This window comes from Sphingomonas sp. YR710 (assembly GCF_900101455.1).
Lineage (GTDB): Bacteria > Pseudomonadota > Alphaproteobacteria > Sphingomonadales > Sphingomonadaceae > Rhizorhabdus.
This window is the reverse complement of sequence record NZ_FMZJ01000001.1, coordinates 64,481-79,428: the sequence shown is the minus strand read 5'-3', so window position 1 is coordinate 79,428 and position 14,948 is coordinate 64,481. Positions and strand designations below refer to the sequence as shown.

At 61.6% G+C, this 14,948-nt stretch carries 15 protein-coding genes; 11 read left to right on the top strand and 4 right to left on the bottom strand.

Annotated elements, in window-relative coordinates; all coding sequences use genetic code 11:
- Nucleotides 1–27: 27 nt before the first annotated feature.
- The gene (locus BLS13_RS00370) at nucleotides 28–585 is read right to left on the bottom strand and encodes a TetR/AcrR family transcriptional regulator (RefSeq protein WP_176943366.1); all 558 of its coding nucleotides are present in this window, start codon (nucleotides 583–585) and stop codon (nucleotides 28–30) included.
- A 229-nt stretch (nucleotides 586–814) separates the two neighbouring features.
- Between BLS13_RS00370 and BLS13_RS00365 the strand changes: the two genes are divergently transcribed.
- The 6 genes from BLS13_RS00365 to BLS13_RS00340 all read left to right on the top strand — a co-directional run bounded on the left by BLS13_RS00365 (nucleotide 815) and on the right by BLS13_RS00340 (nucleotide 7,809).
- Nucleotides 815–1,777 carry an SDR family NAD(P)-dependent oxidoreductase gene (locus tag BLS13_RS00365; protein ID WP_176943365.1) on the top strand — a complete coding sequence of 321 codons (963 nt, stop codon included), beginning with the start codon at nucleotides 815–817 and terminating at the stop codon, nucleotides 1,775–1,777.
- A gap of 76 nt (nucleotides 1,778–1,853) precedes the next feature.
- Nucleotides 1,854–3,080: a cytochrome P450 gene (locus BLS13_RS00360; RefSeq protein ID WP_093448781.1), complete on the top strand. Its 1,227-nt coding sequence runs from the start codon at nucleotides 1,854–1,856 to the stop codon at nucleotides 3,078–3,080.
- Between the two features lie 139 nt (nucleotides 3,081–3,219).
- A complete protein-coding gene (locus tag BLS13_RS00355; RefSeq protein ID WP_093448777.1) occupies nucleotides 3,220–4,641 on the top strand; it encodes a M20/M25/M40 family metallo-hydrolase in 1,422 nt (473 codons plus the stop codon).
- A gap of 314 nt (nucleotides 4,642–4,955) precedes the next feature.
- A complete protein-coding gene (locus tag BLS13_RS00350; RefSeq protein ID WP_093448774.1) occupies nucleotides 4,956–5,408 on the top strand; it encodes a Ros/MucR family transcriptional regulator in 453 nt (150 codons plus the stop codon).
- A gap of 236 nt (nucleotides 5,409–5,644) precedes the next feature.
- Nucleotides 5,645–6,445, top strand: coding sequence for an alpha/beta fold hydrolase (locus BLS13_RS00345; protein ID WP_093448771.1), 801 nt, complete (start codon nucleotides 5,645–5,647; stop codon nucleotides 6,443–6,445).
- 26 nt (nucleotides 6,446–6,471) lie between these two features.
- Nucleotides 6,472–7,809 carry a sensor domain-containing diguanylate cyclase gene (locus BLS13_RS00340; protein ID WP_093449475.1) on the top strand — a complete coding sequence of 446 codons (1,338 nt, stop codon included), beginning with the start codon at nucleotides 6,472–6,474 and terminating at the stop codon, nucleotides 7,807–7,809.
- A gap of 1 nt (nucleotide 7,810) precedes the next feature.
- Here BLS13_RS00340 and BLS13_RS00335 read toward each other — a convergent pair whose 3' ends face one another.
- The gene (locus BLS13_RS00335; RefSeq protein ID WP_093449473.1) at nucleotides 7,811–8,584 is read right to left on the bottom strand and encodes a COG4705 family protein; all 774 of its coding nucleotides are present in this window, start codon (nucleotides 8,582–8,584) and stop codon (nucleotides 7,811–7,813) included.
- A 153-nt stretch (nucleotides 8,585–8,737) separates the two neighbouring features.
- Here BLS13_RS00335 and BLS13_RS00330 point away from each other — a divergent pair, with 153 nt between their 5' ends.
- Both BLS13_RS00330 and BLS13_RS00325 read left to right on the top strand, forming a co-directional pair.
- Complete coding sequence (locus BLS13_RS00330) at nucleotides 8,738–9,745, top strand: YncE family protein (RefSeq protein ID WP_093448769.1); 1,008 nt, start codon at nucleotides 8,738–8,740, stop codon at nucleotides 9,743–9,745.
- The gene (locus tag BLS13_RS00325; protein ID WP_093448766.1) at nucleotides 9,742–10,149 is read left to right on the top strand and encodes a DUF805 domain-containing protein; all 408 of its coding nucleotides are present in this window, start codon (nucleotides 9,742–9,744) and stop codon (nucleotides 10,147–10,149) included. Before BLS13_RS00330 ends, BLS13_RS00325 begins: the two co-directional genes overlap by 4 nt.
- Before the next feature lie 231 nt (nucleotides 10,150–10,380).
- On the opposite strand, the gene BLS13_RS20550 is transcribed toward BLS13_RS00325, so the two are convergent.
- On the bottom strand, nucleotides 10,381–10,656 hold the full coding sequence (locus tag BLS13_RS20550) for a hypothetical protein (protein WP_176943361.1): 276 nt from the start codon (nucleotides 10,654–10,656) through the stop codon (nucleotides 10,381–10,383).
- Between BLS13_RS20550 and BLS13_RS00320 the strand changes: the two genes are divergently transcribed.
- The 3 genes from BLS13_RS00320 to BLS13_RS00310 are packed head-to-tail and all read left to right on the top strand — an operon-like array spanning nucleotide 10,547 to nucleotide 13,800.
- A complete protein-coding gene (locus tag BLS13_RS00320; RefSeq protein ID WP_093448765.1) occupies nucleotides 10,547–12,451 on the top strand; it encodes a ribonucleoside-diphosphate reductase subunit alpha in 1,905 nt (634 codons plus the stop codon). The two genes, BLS13_RS20550 and BLS13_RS00320, sit on opposite strands and share 110 nt — an antisense overlap.
- Nucleotides 12,452–12,499: 48 nt before the next feature.
- A complete protein-coding gene (locus BLS13_RS00315) occupies nucleotides 12,500–12,736 on the top strand; it encodes a hypothetical protein (RefSeq protein WP_093448762.1) in 237 nt (78 codons plus the stop codon).
- Nucleotides 12,737–12,747: 11 nt separating this feature from the next.
- On the top strand, nucleotides 12,748–13,800 hold the full coding sequence (locus BLS13_RS00310) for a ribonucleotide-diphosphate reductase subunit beta (protein ID WP_037527479.1): 1,053 nt from the start codon (nucleotides 12,748–12,750) through the stop codon (nucleotides 13,798–13,800).
- A 79-nt stretch (nucleotides 13,801–13,879) separates the two neighbouring features.
- Here the strand turns inward: BLS13_RS00310 and BLS13_RS00305 are convergent, their stop codons facing one another.
- The gene (locus BLS13_RS00305) at nucleotides 13,880–14,908 is read right to left on the bottom strand and encodes a hypothetical protein (protein ID WP_256325630.1); all 1,029 of its coding nucleotides are present in this window, start codon (nucleotides 14,906–14,908) and stop codon (nucleotides 13,880–13,882) included.
- Between the last annotated feature and the right edge of the window lie 40 nt (nucleotides 14,909–14,948).

The following is a 14,948-nucleotide window of genomic DNA, read 5'->3' as shown; positions in this document are numbered from 1 at the left end:
CGAAACTGGCGTAGGGCAGCCGGCTTTCTACAGCTCTTCAAAAATCTTGGTGAACTGATCATATTGCTCTTCGATCACGTCGCCCAACTCGGCGACGCAATCGCCCGCGATCCACAGCCCGACAGAATGCGAAAACACCGCGAGCGCAACGCGAGCGCGAAGCGCAAAATCCTCTGGTGCCCGATCGTTGCCGCGGCGCACCGCCAACGCCTTGCCCACGCCGATCACCCAGCCCCGCCCAACATCATAACTGAGCCTGCGCAGCGGTGGCGAATGCGCGATGATCTTTGCAAGGCGCGCTGTCAGAGCCTTGTCAAATTCGACCAGCCACACCTGTTTGATGGCATTCTTGACAGCCAGGAAGTCGCCCTCCTCCGGAGGCCGCCGCACGACCGCCTCCCAAAGCGCCGGGAGCAGCGCATCCTGAAAATTCAACACGACATCGGCCTTGCCGGGAAAATAGCGGAAGAAGGTAGCGGTAGCGACTTCGGCCAGTTCGGCGATCTGCTCGACTGTCGTATCTTCATAGCCCTGTTCGGTGAACAGCGTGAGCGCCGCTTCCCGAATAGCGCGCTGCGTCCGCAAGCGCTTTCGTGCACGCAGGCCGGTTTGCTTCGTAAGCAGGGATGTGTCCGGCAAACTCATAGTCAGCCTCATATGAGATTGACTCTCAAATGACGTCAACTATGATTTTTCCGTGATGATTGGGTTTCCGGCGGGATCCGGGATCGGAAGAGCAAATCCATATGCGACATCGGTGCTTTTCCGACGGTCCGCCGCCGGATTTCGGTTTCTTGTAGAGGATGAACAGACAATGACGGAATTGCGCTTTGACGGGAAAGTCGTGCTGATCACGGGGGGTGGCCGCGGCGTGGGCCGGGCCCATGCGCTGCTGCTCGCATCGCGCGGCGCGAAAATCGTCGTGGTCGATCCCGGGGTTGCGGTGGATGGTTCGGGAGGCTCCAGCGGTCCGGCGGACGAAGTCGTACAAGAGATCAAGGCGGCGGGTGGCGAAGCTGTCAGCTGTTACGAGTCGGTAGCGGAGGAACGCGGCGCAACAGCAATGGTCCAGGCCGCGCTCGACAGCTTCGGGCGGCTCGACGCGGTGATCAACAATGCCGGCATCAACGGCCCCGAGCTGTTCGAAAACCATACGGCTGAACAGTTCCGGCGCATGTGTGAGGTCAATTATATCGGCACGGCCCTCGTCTCCCACGCCGCCTGGAAACATTTTATGAAAAGCGGCGGTGGCCGCATCGTCAACACGGCTTCCGAGGGGCCGCTCGGCATTCATGAGATGATGACGGCCTATGGCGGCGCGAAGGGCGGCGTGATCGGCCTGACCCTCGCTTTGGCTTCCGAAGGCCCGAAATACGGCATCGCGGTCAACGGCTTCTCCCCGCGCATCGCCACCCGCATGTCATCACCCGAAGTCATGTCGCATGTCTATGGCAAGCCGCCGGAGGCCTTCGCCAAGCTGGGCACGGTCTTCCCGCCGGAGCTGGCATCGCACGCTGCAGCCTATCTGTCCCATGAAAGCTGTCCGTTGAACGGCGTCATGCTGTGTTGTGGCGGCGGCCAAATCCTCCGGATGGCGATCATGCAGAACGTCGGCTTCACCAGCGAGAATCTCACGATGGAAACGATCGCCGAGCATCTCGACGAGATCATCGACATGAGCGCGGCGGCAAACGTCGGCGTCGGCGCGCGCGCGGGCGAAGCGCGAAAGCCAAAGCTGGCAGGCGGCAATAAGACGAGCCTGGAATCGGTTTCGTGAAATGACCCTGCGATCGGAGCGGACGCACCTGTGTGTTCGCTCCGGTCTCGCACCGATACGAAGAAGCGAGAGAGCGATGAATCAGACGACAGCCACCCCAACGTGCCCGGTTGCGGGGCGCGACGACCGCAAGAGCGCCGAACTCGCCAGGGAACATGTCTCGACATTCGAGGGCGCTAAGATCGTTCCCGGTTTCGCAGGTGCGCGCGAGGTGCTTCGCTCGACGAATGTGCGCCAGGCAGGCAGCAATTCTTCCGAGATCACTTTCGATAACCCCGCGCACATCTCGTTCTTCTTCCTCGACGGCGACGCCCATCGCAAGCGCCGCGCCTCGGTGGCCGCCTATTTTACGCCGAAAGCGATTGTCACCCGTTATCATCCGATCATCGACCGTACGATGGCGAAGCTGACTGCCGAATTTCAGGCAACGGGCTCGGGCGTGCTCGATGAAATGGCGCTCGAGCTTGCGTCGAACGTGACTGTGGAGATTCTGGGGATCGATGATCGGGGCAACCCGCTGGCCCTGGCCAAGCTGTTCCACGCCATTCGCCGCTCCTCGCCGCGCCCGAACCGGAGCGCCTTCCAGCGCTTCTTTCAGGATCGTCTGTTCGGCTGGCATTTCCACGCCCCGAAGATCCGCCTGACCGCCCAACTTTACGATAATCATATCGCACCGGCGATCGTGGTTCGCCGAAGCGCGCCCAAGGACGACGTTGTCAGCTACATGATCAAGGAGGGCTATTCGAAGGCCGCGATGATCATGGAATGCATGACCTACGGCTCCGCCGGGGTATCAACGACGCGCGAGTTCATCGGCATGGCGGCCTGGCATATGCTGGACCGGCCCGAGCTGAAACAGCGCTTCCTGGACGCCGATGAGGAAGGGCAGTTCGCCATTCTTCAGGAGATCCTTCGGCTCGAGCCGGTTTCGGGCATGCTTTACCGCCGCGCCCAGACCGATATGCCCGATGCAAAGGGCGGCCCGATCAAGGCGGGCGACCTTATGGCGATCGACCTCCGCAGCGCCAATATCGATCCCGAAACGGTCGGCGAATGCCCGTTCGCGCTCGATCCGGAGCGATCGGCCAGGATGAAGATCGTCGGCAATTACATGACCTTCGGCGACGGGCCGCACCGCTGCCCGGGCTCGCAGGTGGCATTGCACGAAGGACGCATGTTCCTCGACAGCCTGATGCGGGTTCCCGGCATCCGGCTGGCGAAACAACCGCAGATGCTGTGGAACCGCAACACCCAAGGCTACGAAATCCGTGAGATGGTCATCGAATGCGATAAAATATCATAGAAAACGAGCGCATCGGGACTGCGACCGTCGAGCGGAACGATCCGGCAGGGTAGCATCCTCACCGGCGCCCTCCCTGACGGGGGTTGCCTGCCGCCACGAGCGGCGCATAGATTTGCCCCGACCAACAAGGGACTTCCTCATGCGCCTGTTTTCGACGACGATCGCGCTGGCCGCGGCCCTGTCCGCCAGCCTGCCGGTTTCTGCGGCCGGCCTTCGCCCCGATCAGGCGGCGTTTCGCGGCCTCTACAAGGAGTTGGTCGAAACCAACACCAGCCTGTCGGTCGGCAGTTGCACGTTGGCCGCCGAGCGGATGGCTGCGCGGCTGAAGGCGGCTGGCTATATGGACAGCGACATCCGGCTGTTCGGCGTTCCGGATCACCCCAAGGAGGGCGGGCTGGTTGCGGTGCTGCCCGGTACAGCCCCGAAGGCGAAGGCGATTCTGCTGCTGGCGCATCTCGATGTCGTCGAGGCGAAACGCGAGGACTGGACACGCGATCCGTTCGTTCTCGTCGAGGAAAATGGCTATTTTTATGGCCGTGGCGCATCCGACGACAAGGCGCATGCCGCAATCTTCACCGACACGATGATCCGGCTCAAAGCGGCCGGCACGAAGCTGCGGCGTCCGCTGAAACTGGCATTGACCTGCGGGGAAGAGAGCGACGGCGCGTTCAACGGCGCGCACTGGCTCGCCAGCGAGCATAAGGACTGGATCGACGCCGCCTTCGCACTGAACGAGGGCAGCGTCGGCATTCGCGATGCCAACGGCAAGCAGGTTTCCCTGGGAATGCAGGCCGGCGAAAAGGTCTATCAGGATTTCCGGATCGAGGCGACCAATCCCGGCGGGCACAGCAGCAAGCCGCGCCCCGACAATGCGATCTACAGCCTGGCCGCCGCTCTGGTGCGGGTCGGCCAATATGAGTTTCCGGTGCAGTTCAGCGATACCACGCGGGCTTACTTCACCGAAACCGCGAAGCTGACCGGGGGCAACGCCGGTGCGGCGATGCTGCGGCTGATCGCCGATCCCAAGGATGCGGCGGCCAATGCGATCGTTTCCGAAGATCCGACCTATCATTCGATGCTGCGTACCACCTGCGTCGCGACCCGGCTCGATGGCGGTCATGCCAATAATGCGCTCGCCCAGCGCGCCGGCGCCAATATCAATTGCCGGATGTTCCCCGGCGACTCGATCGAGAATGTCCGCCGCCAGATCGTGGCCGCGATCGCCGATCCGTCGATCAGCGTGACGCCGACCGGCGAGATTAGCCCGACACCCCCGCCCCCGCCTTTGTCACAGCTGGTTTATGGCAATGCGAAGACCATCGCACAGAAGCATTTCCCCGGCGTACCGATGCTGCCGGCGATGACGACGGGCGCCACCGATGGCCGCTATCTGAACGCCGCCGGCATTCCGACCTACGGCGTGCCAGGGCGCTTTTCCGATCCCGACGGCAACGGCGTCCATGGCCTCAACGAGCGTAAGTCGGTCGAGGGACTTTATGCCGAACGCGATTATCTGTTCGATCTGATCCAGGTTTACGCCAACGCCAGGGATGGCCAATAGGCACAGCGCCGCGGTCGAAACCTGCCGATGCAGTAATGCCGCATATCGGGCGCAACAAGATCATCAATGCGTTCTTCTCGGAACATGGTAGAACCATTTACACATCCACGAAAAGCTACCGATCCAAAGGGGGGGCACCAAGTCAACGCTTGTCCCTGTGGAACGGAAGTTCACCTCAGAGCGCCGCCCGCCGATAATTCGCCGCGACCCGACGGGAAATTGCCAATGGCACTAAATCGAACGCTACGGGTTGAATGTTCCCATAGACTTCTGCGGCGCAAAGGATACAAAGATACATCCGAAATGGAGTATATATGTCCGACGAAACCCTGATCGCTCTCACTGCTGACATTGTTGCCGCGCACGTGGGAAGCAACAATGTCTCGATTACTGACCTGCCGGCGCTGATCGGGAGTGTTCATAAAGCTCTTGCAGGACTGGGTACGGTTGCAGAGCCGGAGCCGACCCGGCAGGAGCCCGCCGTCTCGGTAAGAGCGTCGATCAAGCCGGATTACATCGTCTGCCTTGAAGACGGCAAAAAGCTGAAGATGCTCAAGCGCCATTTGATGACTCATTATCAACTCACGCCCGATCAGTATCGGACAAAGTGGAACCTGCCGGCCGATTATCCCATGGTCGCGCCCAATTATGCCGCAACCCGCAAGGCGCTTGCGCTCAAGATCGGACTGGGCCGAAAGCCGAAAGCCTCGCCCGCTCCGGTACCTGCCAAGCGTGGCCGCAAGGCCAAGGCCGCACCGGTGGAATAAGACGAACGAACAGGGACGGCTGCCTGTCGAAACAAGGCCGTCGCCCGGTAACTACCAGATCGGAGAGGGTGATTTTGCATACGCCAGGCCAGGCAACCGGCCTGGCGTATCATATTGGTGGGCAAGCGGGGCTGAAATGCAGCGTGCCGCGAGCGGCTCGGAATATGGTTCACGACTGAGACAGCCACTGTTTGAAACACCGACAATCTCAGTCACGCACCGGGAGAGTACCTTCGATGCGATTCGAACAGCTTCACGGTAGGATCAGCGGGCAAGGTGAACGCATCGTCATACTGTCTCATGGGTTCGGTACCGATCAGAATGCCTGGGCGGCGCTCCGCCCCTGGTTGAACGTACATTTCCGCGTGATTTCTTACGATCTTGCTGGCGCCGGTCCTGATGGTGCCGTTTCCTACGATTTCGAACGCCACGGAACATTGTTCGGCTATGCCGACGATCTGCTCGACATCATGAACGAGCTCGCCATCGAGACGTGCATCTATATCGGCCATTCGGTAAGCGGCATGATCGGTGCCGCCGCAGCCAGCATCAGGCCGGAGCCGTTCCACAAGCTTGTCATGATCGGAGCTTCACCGCGCTACCTCAATGACGATCATTATACGGGCGGCTTCGATCAGCCCGACCTCGACGGTCTATTTGAGAGCATGGCCGCCAACTTCCAGGCGTGGGCGGCAGGCTTCGCACCGGTCGTCGTCGGCGTCCCGGACAATGCCGCGATCGACGAATTTTCGCGAACTCTCTTTCAGATGCGGCCAGACATTGCGCTCAATATGTCGCGGACGATCTTCCAGTCGGACATGCGCGGCGTTGCCCGCCAGATTGAACGGCCAACCCATATCATTCAGACCTCGCACGATATGGCCGTGCCCACCGACGTGGCAAAATGGCTCAACGGCGCGATTGACGGATCGACGCTAGATCTGATCGATGCGGCAGGCCATTTGCCGCACATGACCGCGCCGGCGGAAATATTGGGCGTCCTCGAGGGGAGGCTGCTGCCGGGAAACAACAGCTGATGCTTCTGAATCAGCCAGAAGGGGCCATGCATCGTGGCTATAACGGACTGCAAGCGCTGTGCCGCTTCGCGCTGGCGGCGTCGGGCGCCGATCTTATGGTGGCGTTCGAGGCGGACATAAAGGGCTCCGCGATTCCGCTGTCGTCAGCACCGATCACAATCTCGCAGACATTCCAGCTTCCGTCGGCTTATCTCGACGCGCTCGACTGGACCGACGGTATGCCGCGCGATATCGACGATATACGGTTGCCGAGCGCCATCCTTTCCGCACTCGGACGACCGGCCCGGCGCCTGCTGTTCATCCCAACGCCCGTTGCTGGTGCACCACGCAGCGGCATCATATTGCTCTGGGGGGCCAATAGCCCGCCCGAATGCGACTGCCCATTCCGACGCGGCATTATCAGCAGCATACCGCTGCTCACAGACACGTTCGGCCAGATGCTGGAAGGCCGACGGAGTGCCCGCCAGCAGCGACTGATACAGGATCGCTTTTCCGACCTTTTCGAAACGGTGCCAGCGGCCATCGTCGTGCTGGACGGCGATGGCCGCACCGGCCTCATCAACGAACGGGCCGCAGCCTTGCTGGACGTCGCCGCCGGACGCCATGAAAGCAGCGCCCTGGCAATGCCGATGCGCGAACTGCGCAGACGTTGCCGCAATCATGAGGAACTCGACACGACATTTCAGGCGGTGATCGGCAAAGTCGATTATGAATCCAAGACGCTGTGGGATCTCGGCGACCGGCAATTCGCGGTCGATACCCACCCCGTCCACGGTGACGGCCAAAAAGGACGAATCTGGCTATTCAGCGACGTCACCGCCCAACAGAAAGTTGCGGCCGATCTGCGCAGCCTGGCGCTTTCGGACGCGCTGACCGGCATCGCCAACCGTCGCCATTTCGAGGAAAGCGCCCGCATCGCCATCGAAACGGCGCGTGCAACGGGCAAGCCTTTGGCGCTGCTGATGATCGACATCGACCATTTCAAATCGATCAACGATAGCTACGGCCACCCGGCGGGCGACGAGGTCCTGAAGGTCGTGGCGTCGCGGTGTAGCGCGGCGCTGCGTGAAGACGATCTGATCGCACGTCTTGGGGGCGAAGAATTCGTTGTCCTGCTGCCGGCAACCGATGCCGGAGAGGCCACCATGATAGCGGAGCGTCTCCGCGCGGCGATCGCCAATGGCGCCATTTCCGCGGGAGCCGCGGCGATCGATGTCCGTGCCAGCATCGGCGGATCGCTGCTGGCAGGCTCCATCGACATGCTCGATATGCTGCTCGACCGGGCCGATGCAGCGCTCTACCGGGCCAAGCGCGAAGGCCGCAATCGGGTCATGTTCGAAAGCGGTGACATCGGCCAGGCGTGACTCATGCCGGCCGAGCCGCACCCGGATGACGGCCCGCCCGTTGCGGGAGGATCAGAATGCAGACCAGAATGGATGCCGCAAGAACCGCCGATGCCAGCGGACGGCTGACCGCGAGCCCGCCATGTTCGACCGGTTTATCGAGATAATCGCCTACGGTTGCCCCCAGCGGGCGGGTGAGGATGAACGCCGCCCAGAACAGAAAGACGCGGGATACCTTCGTCCAGAAGTGCAGCGCGATCAGAATGAGCAGCCCCGCCGAGAACACCAACGCACCGCCTTCATAGCCGAGACCACCGGTGTCCGCAGCCCAATCGCCCAGCGCGGTGCCCAGGGTTTGCGAAAAGGTGATCGTGATCCAATAGAAGATTTCCGCCTTGGGCGTTCGCACGGTATCGACCGACACCGAACCCAGCGTCCAGCGCCATGCCGTAAGCGAAGTCATCAAACAGGCCAGCAGCAGCAGCGATCCGCCCGTATAGCCGATCCCCAGCGAACGATCGGCGAAATCGGCCATTGTCGTGCCCGCCGTCGTCGAGGCGATGATGGTGGCCCAATATAGAAATGGGTGAAACCGCTTCGCCGCAATCTGCAGCCACACCAGAATGACGAGCGCGCCGAGAAAGATCGCGGTACCGACAAGATAGCCGAGGTTCATCGTCATCGTCACGGTGTCGCCGCCGGTTTCCCCCAAGGTCGTCGCGGCGATCTTGATGATCCAGAAGATCAGCGTGACGGCTGGCACCTTGGTCACGAGATCGCGCGTGTCGTCAGTCATGATCGGCGTCCTGTCGATGAAGGCGATCGCGGGAACGCGCAATTCGTCGAATCGTCCCGATCGAACTTCTGCTCCCGTCATATCTTCGGTTCAAAGTGCGGCCAGAGTGGAGCATGACGGTATCGACCGTGGTTCGAAGCGGAGCGCATCCTGATGATCAAATTCACGATATTGAGCGCGGCGCTGGCGCTGGCGACAGGTAACGTCGCGGCCGCGGCACCGCATTATGCGGTCGCCGGCCGCATCGCTGGCCCCGATGGCGGCTGGGACTATGCAAGCGTCGATCCGCAGGCCGGTCGATTGTTCGTCGCACGGAGCGCCAACATCACCGTTATCGACCTGACCCGGCCCGACTCGATCGGTCAGGTCGGCGCGATCGAACGCGGCCATGCCGTCGTGCCGATCGCGGGATCGAATATCCTGCTGGTAACGAGCGGGCATGATGACAGCGTGCGGATCATCGATTTGTCGAGCGGGCGGGAAACAGCGCGGATCGCGGTCGGCGCCGATCCGGATGCGGCCTTTTACGATCCGGCCGATGGCGTTGCCCTCGTCATGAACGCCAAAGCCGGGACGGTATCGCTGATCGACCCCAAAGGCGCCCGTGTGAAGGCCACGATCGCCCTGAAACCCGGACTGGAATTCGCAGCGATCGGGGCCGGGCAGATCGTGTATGTCAACAATGAGGACCGCAACGAGATTGAAACGATCGACTTGCCCAGCGGCAAGGCTGGCGGGACCATCGCGTTGCCGGGGTGCGAAGGCCCCAGCGGTCTTGGCTTTGACAAGACGACCAACCGGCTGATCAGCGCCTGCGCCAACGGCAAGGCCGCAATCGTCGATCCGGTTGCCGGTCGCGAAATCGGACTGCTCGATATCGGCCACGGCCCCGATGCCGTGACGATCGATGCAACGCGCCGGCTGGCGTTCATCCCGTGCGGGCGCGACGGCACGTTGACGCTGATCGCTCTCGATTCGCCGGGTGGCGCGACGGTAATCGCCACAGTCATCACCGAGAAGGGTGCACGCACCGGCGCAATCGATCCGCGCGACGGCACGGTCTATCTGCCGACGGCAGCGTTCAATCCACCGGCGGCGGCCGGGGCCCGGCCAACCGCGATTCCAGGGACATTTCATATATTGGTGGTGAAACCGCAATGAACTGGATGGTGCTCCCCTATCGCCGCTACGCGCAATTTTCGGGCCGGTCGCGGCCGAAGGAATATTGGCTGTTCGCTCTGTTCCTGATGATCGCGTTCCTCGCCGCGATCTTCCTCGACGGCGTATTCGGCCTCGGCGGCAGCGGCCATTATGTCGAACATTGGCCGCTCGGCTATTCGGTGGCGTTCGTAGATCGTGGCGGGCCGTTCACGCTGATCCTGTGCCTCGGCAGCTTCATTCCCGGCCTGGCCGTTGCGGTGCGGCGTCTGCATGACTCGAATCGATCGGGCTGGTGGCTGTTGATCGGCATCGTACCGCTGATCGGATCGTTATGGCTGTTCATCCTCCTGATATGGGCGGGAACCCGCGGATCCAATCGTTTTGGCCCCGATCCTCTGGCCTGATCGCGACGCAATCGAAACAATTTTGAGATCGACCGCAGGCGCCCGTTCGACGCCGCACCGCACAACGTTCGGGCGTCGCCGCAACGACTTGAAGCGTCGACGAACCGAGTCCCCGATGCGACGAACAGAGTCCTTAATTTGTCATTTACACCCTTGCGCCCGGATTCAGATCAGGCACTATAGGTTGTACAAGGCATCAGGGTCGACGCAATTTGTGGTATTATGGCGCGCTTAACAGGGGTTATGCGCGAATGCTGCCTGGCTGCGCCGAAATCTGGGGATAAAGGGAAATGGGTGCTGGAATGCGGCCATGGATCCACTATCTTCCAGAAGCGCACCCTGAGTCGAACGGAACGGGAACGGGACAATGATCCCTTCCAGATATGGGGTGCAGGCAATGGACCTATCCGGCAGCAGTGAAGTGAGCGCAAACGACGTGGCAACGATTATCGATTCCTCCGACACAAAGCCTTCGGCGAAGGGCATGACGGATTCGTCGACGATCATGCCGCAGCCTTATCCGGTTGAGGTCGATCACAGCCGCGATGCGCTGCTGACCGACTTCGGCAAGGATACGCTGAGGGATCGTTATCTGCTGCCCGGCGAAAGCTATCAGGATCTGTTCGTGCGCGTGGCATCGGCTTATGCCGACGATCAGCCGCATGCCCAGCGGCTCTACGACTATATCTCGAAATTGTGGTTCATGCCGGCCACGCCGGTGCTGTCGAACGGCGGCACGGGGCGCGGCCTGCCGATCAGCTGCTATCTCAATTCGGTCGACGACAGCCTCGAGGGCATCGTCAACACCTGGAACGAGAATGTCTGGCTGGCGGCGCGCGGCGGCGGTATCGGCACCTATTGGGGATCGGTGCGCGGCATAGGCGAGCCGGTGGGCCTGAACGGCAAGACCAGCGGCATCATCCCGTTCGTCCGCGTGATGGATTCGCTGACGCTCGCGATCAGCCAGGGCTCGCTGCGGCGCGGTTCGGCGGCGGTCTATCTCGATGTTAGCCATCCCGAGATCGAGGAGTTCCTCGAAATCCGCAAAGCCTCGGGCGATTTCAACCGCAAGGCACTGAACCTGCATCATGGCGTGCTGCTGACCGACGCGTTCATGGCGGCGGTACGCGACGGCAAGGAATGGCATCTACTGAGCCCGAAGGACGGCTCGAAGCGCGCGACCGTTGATGCGCGGGCGTTGTTCCAGAAGCTCGTCGAAACCCGGCTCAACACCGGCGAGCCCTATATCGTGTTCGCAGACACCGTGAACCGCGCGATGCCGAAGCATCATCGCGAGCAGGGGCTGAAGGTCTCGACCTCCAACCTGTGCTCCGAAATCACTTTGCCCACCGGGCGCGACCATCTCGGCAACGATCGCACGGCGGTCTGCTGCCTGTCGTCGCTCAACCTCGAAACCTGGGACGAGTGGAACGGCGACAAGCGCTTCATCGAGGATGTGATGCGCTTCCTCGACAATGTGCTGCAGGACTATATCGATCGCGCGCCGCCGGAAATGGCGCGCGCCAAATATAGCGCGAGCCGCGAGCGTTCGGTCGGGCTCGGCGTGATGGGCTTCCACAGCTTCCTGCAGGCGCGCGGACTGCCGTTCGAAGGCGCGATGGCGAAATCGTGGAACATCAAGATGTTCAAGCATATCAGCAGCGCCGCCAACGAAGCCTCGATGATGCTGGCCGGTGAGCGCGGCCCCTGCCCCGATGCCGCCGATCAGGGCGTGATGGAGCGCTTTTCGTGCAAGATGGCGATCGCGCCGACCGCGTCGATCAGCATCATCTGCGGCGGCACCAGCGCGTGCATCGAGCCGATCCCAGCCAACGTCTATACGCACAAGACGCTGTCCGGCAGCTTCTCGATCAAGAATCCCTATCTGGAAAAATTGCTCGCCACCAAGTCGAAGGATTCGGACGGCGTGTGGAACTCGATCCTCGAAAAAGGCGGGTCGGTCCAGCATCTCGATTTCCTCACCACCGAGGAAAAGGACACGTACAAGACCAGCTTCGAGATCGACCAGCGCTGGCTGATCGAGCTTGCCGCCGATCGCACGCCCTACATCGATCAGGCGCAGTCGCTGAACCTGTTCATTCCGGCCGATGTCGAGAAATGGGATCTGCTGATGCTCCATTTCCGCGCCTGGGAACTCGGCATCAAATCGCTATATTATCTGCGGTCCAAGTCGATCCAGCGCGCGGGCTTCGCGGGCGGCGTCGAAGCCGACAACACGCCCGATCTCAAGCAGATCGAGCTGGAGGCCAAGGATTATGACGAATGTCTGGCCTGTCAGTGAAACGGTGAAGCCCTCGCCCCCCCGGGGCGAGGGAATTAGGACGCTCCAGTGCCCGATCTGACGCTTCTCATTGCCATCGCTTCCGCCCTCGTCGGCCTGCTCTGCCTGTGGCTGGCGATCGTCGCGATGCTGCGCGCGCGCAAAATCGCGAAACGGGCACCCGGCGCGAAGATCAGCGCTGGCCCGATCGAAACGCCGACCGAGCTTTACGGCTTCGCAGGCAAACAATTTCTGAGCGCGGTCGTGATGTTCGCGCTCGCTTTCATCATCTATATCTACAGCTGAAAGGCTAGGCCATGTCGCTCCTCTCCGCATCGCGCTCGTACAAGCCGTTCGAATATCCGTGGGCGTTCGAATATTGGAAGCGCCAGCAGCAGCTCCACTGGCTGCCCGAGGAAGTGCCCCTGGGCGAGGATTGCCGCGATTGGGCGCAAAAGCTCTCCGATCATGAGCGCAACCTGCTGACCCAGATCTTCCGCTTCTTCACCCAGGCCGACGTCGAGGTGCAGGATTGCTACCACGACAAATATGGCCGCGTGTTCAAGCCGACCGAGATCAAGATGATGCTGACCGCGTTCAGCAACATGGAGACGGTCCACATCGCCGCCTACAGCCATCTGCTCGATACGATCGGCATGCCCGAAACCGAATATTCGGCCTTCCTCCAATATAAGGAGATGAAGGACAAGCATGACTATCTGAGCACCTTCGGCGTCGACACCGACGAGGATATAGCCCGCACTTTGGCGATGTTCGGTGGCTTCACCGAGGGGCTGCAGCTCTTCGCCTCGTTCGCGATGCTGATGAACTTCCCGCGCTTCAACAAGATGAAGGGCATGGGGCAGATCGTCACCTGGTCGATCCGCGACGAGACGCTCCACTGCGAGGGCATCATCAAGCTGTTCCACACCTTCGTGAAGGAACGGAATTGCCTGACCCCGGCGGTCAAGGAAGACATTCTCGACATGTGCCAGAAGACGGTGCGGATCGAGGATGCGTTCATCGATCTGGTGTTCGAAATGGGTCCGGTCACGGGCATGACGCCGAAGGACATCAAGAAATATGTCCGCTACATCGCCGACTGGCGTTTGGGTCAGCTGGGCCTGAAACCGATCTACATGATCGACGAGCACCCTCTGCCCTGGCTCGCGCCGATGCTGAACGGCGTCGAGCACGCCAATTTCTTCGAAACCCGCGCGACCGAATATTCGAAGGCCGCCACCCGCGGCCAGTGGAACGACGTGTGGGACGCGTTCGACAAGCGCAAGGCTGCGAAAGCGGTGCCGGCGGCGAACGAGGATATCGTCGAGGGCGGGCTGTTCGGGCATGCCGGGGTGGCAGCGGAGTAAGCTACACCTCTATATCGCGCATATAAAAAGGGGCGGGATCGATGATCCCGCCCCTTCGTCATTCAAGTAAAGCAATCGCTTACGACGGCCGGTTGTCCCCATCCTCCCGGTCCATCCGCACGGAGGCGCTCAGATCGTCGAGCCGGCTCTGCAGATAGGCCTCGTCGCGCGCCGACAATGTGCCGTTATACCGGCGGCGCGACCGATCCTCGCGGCGGATCGAAGCGAGCTGATCCATCGCGTTGCGGGCTTCGCGGCGGCTGAGCGTGCCATTGTCACGGTTGCGCTGGATGCGCTGTTCGATCCGGGTTTCGCGGGTGCGGACATCGCGAACCGGGCCTGCATCACGGCCGCCATAGCTCGCATTGCCAACGGCGGCGCCGCCGATCGAGACCCAACGGCCACGCGCGTCATAATAGCCGGTCACCTGGCCAGTGCGCCAGCGACCCTGATCGTCATAATAACCGGGCTGCGTTTCGGCGGCCCAGCCGCCGCCGGCGCTGCGATTGCCCGACGAACCCGACACCCAGACGCCGCTGGCATTATAATGGCCGCTCTGCACGGGTCCTGCGACCCAGCGGCCATGATCATAATAACCCGGCGCGTTCGCTTCGACCCAATGGCCTTCGCGATCATAATAGCCGCTCACCGCGACCGGAACCCAGCGCCCATCGCGATCGGAATAGCCGGCGCCTGCCGGATCGCCCGGCAGGGCTACCCAGCGGTTGGCGCTGTCATAGTAGCCGTTCGGCACACCTGCGACCCAGTGACCGTCGCGATCATAATAGCCACGCGCACGATCGGCCGAGATCGCATTGGCATGCCAGCGATTCTGCTCGTCATAATAGCCATAGGCATAGCTGCAATTGTCGTCCGACTTGGCGAGCTGGTTCGCGGCAAGCCCGCCGCCCGCAGCGCCAATCAGCGCGCCGGCCGTGCCATCTTCGCGACCGGCGATGACGCGGCCAAAAATCGCGCCGATGCCGGCGCCGACGACGGTCGCGGCCAGCCGGCCATTGCCGTCCTGGCGGCAAACGACAGCCGCATCGGCCGGAACCGTCGCGACGGCAGCGGCGACAAGGCCCGCTGCAAGAATATAGTTACGCATCGTGTTTCTCCTGAGGTCGGCTATGAGCCGTTCCGGCAGT

Excerpts from the sequence above, each read along its gene's own strand:
- BLS13_RS00365 (WP_176943365.1), top strand. The coding sequence starts at position 815 with ATGACGGAATTGCGCTTTGACGGGAAAGTCGTGCTGATCACGGGGGGT.
- BLS13_RS00360 (WP_093448781.1), top strand. The coding sequence starts at position 1,854 with ATGAATCAGACGACAGCCACCCCAACGTGCCCGGTTGCGGGGCGCGAC.
- BLS13_RS00355 (WP_093448777.1), top strand. The coding sequence starts at position 3,220 with ATGCGCCTGTTTTCGACGACGATCGCGCTGGCCGCGGCCCTGTCCGCC.
- BLS13_RS00350 (WP_093448774.1), top strand. The coding sequence starts at position 4,956 with ATGTCCGACGAAACCCTGATCGCTCTCACTGCTGACATTGTTGCCGCG.
- BLS13_RS00345 (WP_093448771.1), top strand. The coding sequence starts at position 5,645 with ATGCGATTCGAACAGCTTCACGGTAGGATCAGCGGGCAAGGTGAACGC.
- BLS13_RS00340 (WP_093449475.1), top strand. The coding sequence starts at position 6,472 with ATGCATCGTGGCTATAACGGACTGCAAGCGCTGTGCCGCTTCGCGCTG.
- BLS13_RS00335 (WP_093449473.1), bottom strand. The coding sequence starts at position 8,584 with ATGACTGACGACACGCGCGATCTCGTGACCAAGGTGCCAGCCGTCACG.
- BLS13_RS00330 (WP_093448769.1), top strand. The coding sequence starts at position 8,738 with ATGATCAAATTCACGATATTGAGCGCGGCGCTGGCGCTGGCGACAGGT.
- BLS13_RS00325 (WP_093448766.1), top strand. The coding sequence starts at position 9,742 with ATGAACTGGATGGTGCTCCCCTATCGCCGCTACGCGCAATTTTCGGGC.
- BLS13_RS00320 (WP_093448765.1), top strand. The coding sequence starts at position 10,547 with ATGGACCTATCCGGCAGCAGTGAAGTGAGCGCAAACGACGTGGCAACG.
- BLS13_RS20550 (WP_176943361.1), bottom strand. The coding sequence starts at position 10,656 with ATGATCGTCGACGAATCCGTCATGCCCTTCGCCGAAGGCTTTGTGTCG.
- BLS13_RS00310 (WP_037527479.1), top strand. The coding sequence starts at position 12,748 with ATGTCGCTCCTCTCCGCATCGCGCTCGTACAAGCCGTTCGAATATCCG.
- BLS13_RS00305 (WP_256325630.1), bottom strand. The coding sequence starts at position 14,908 with ATGCGTAACTATATTCTTGCAGCGGGCCTTGTCGCCGCTGCCGTCGCG.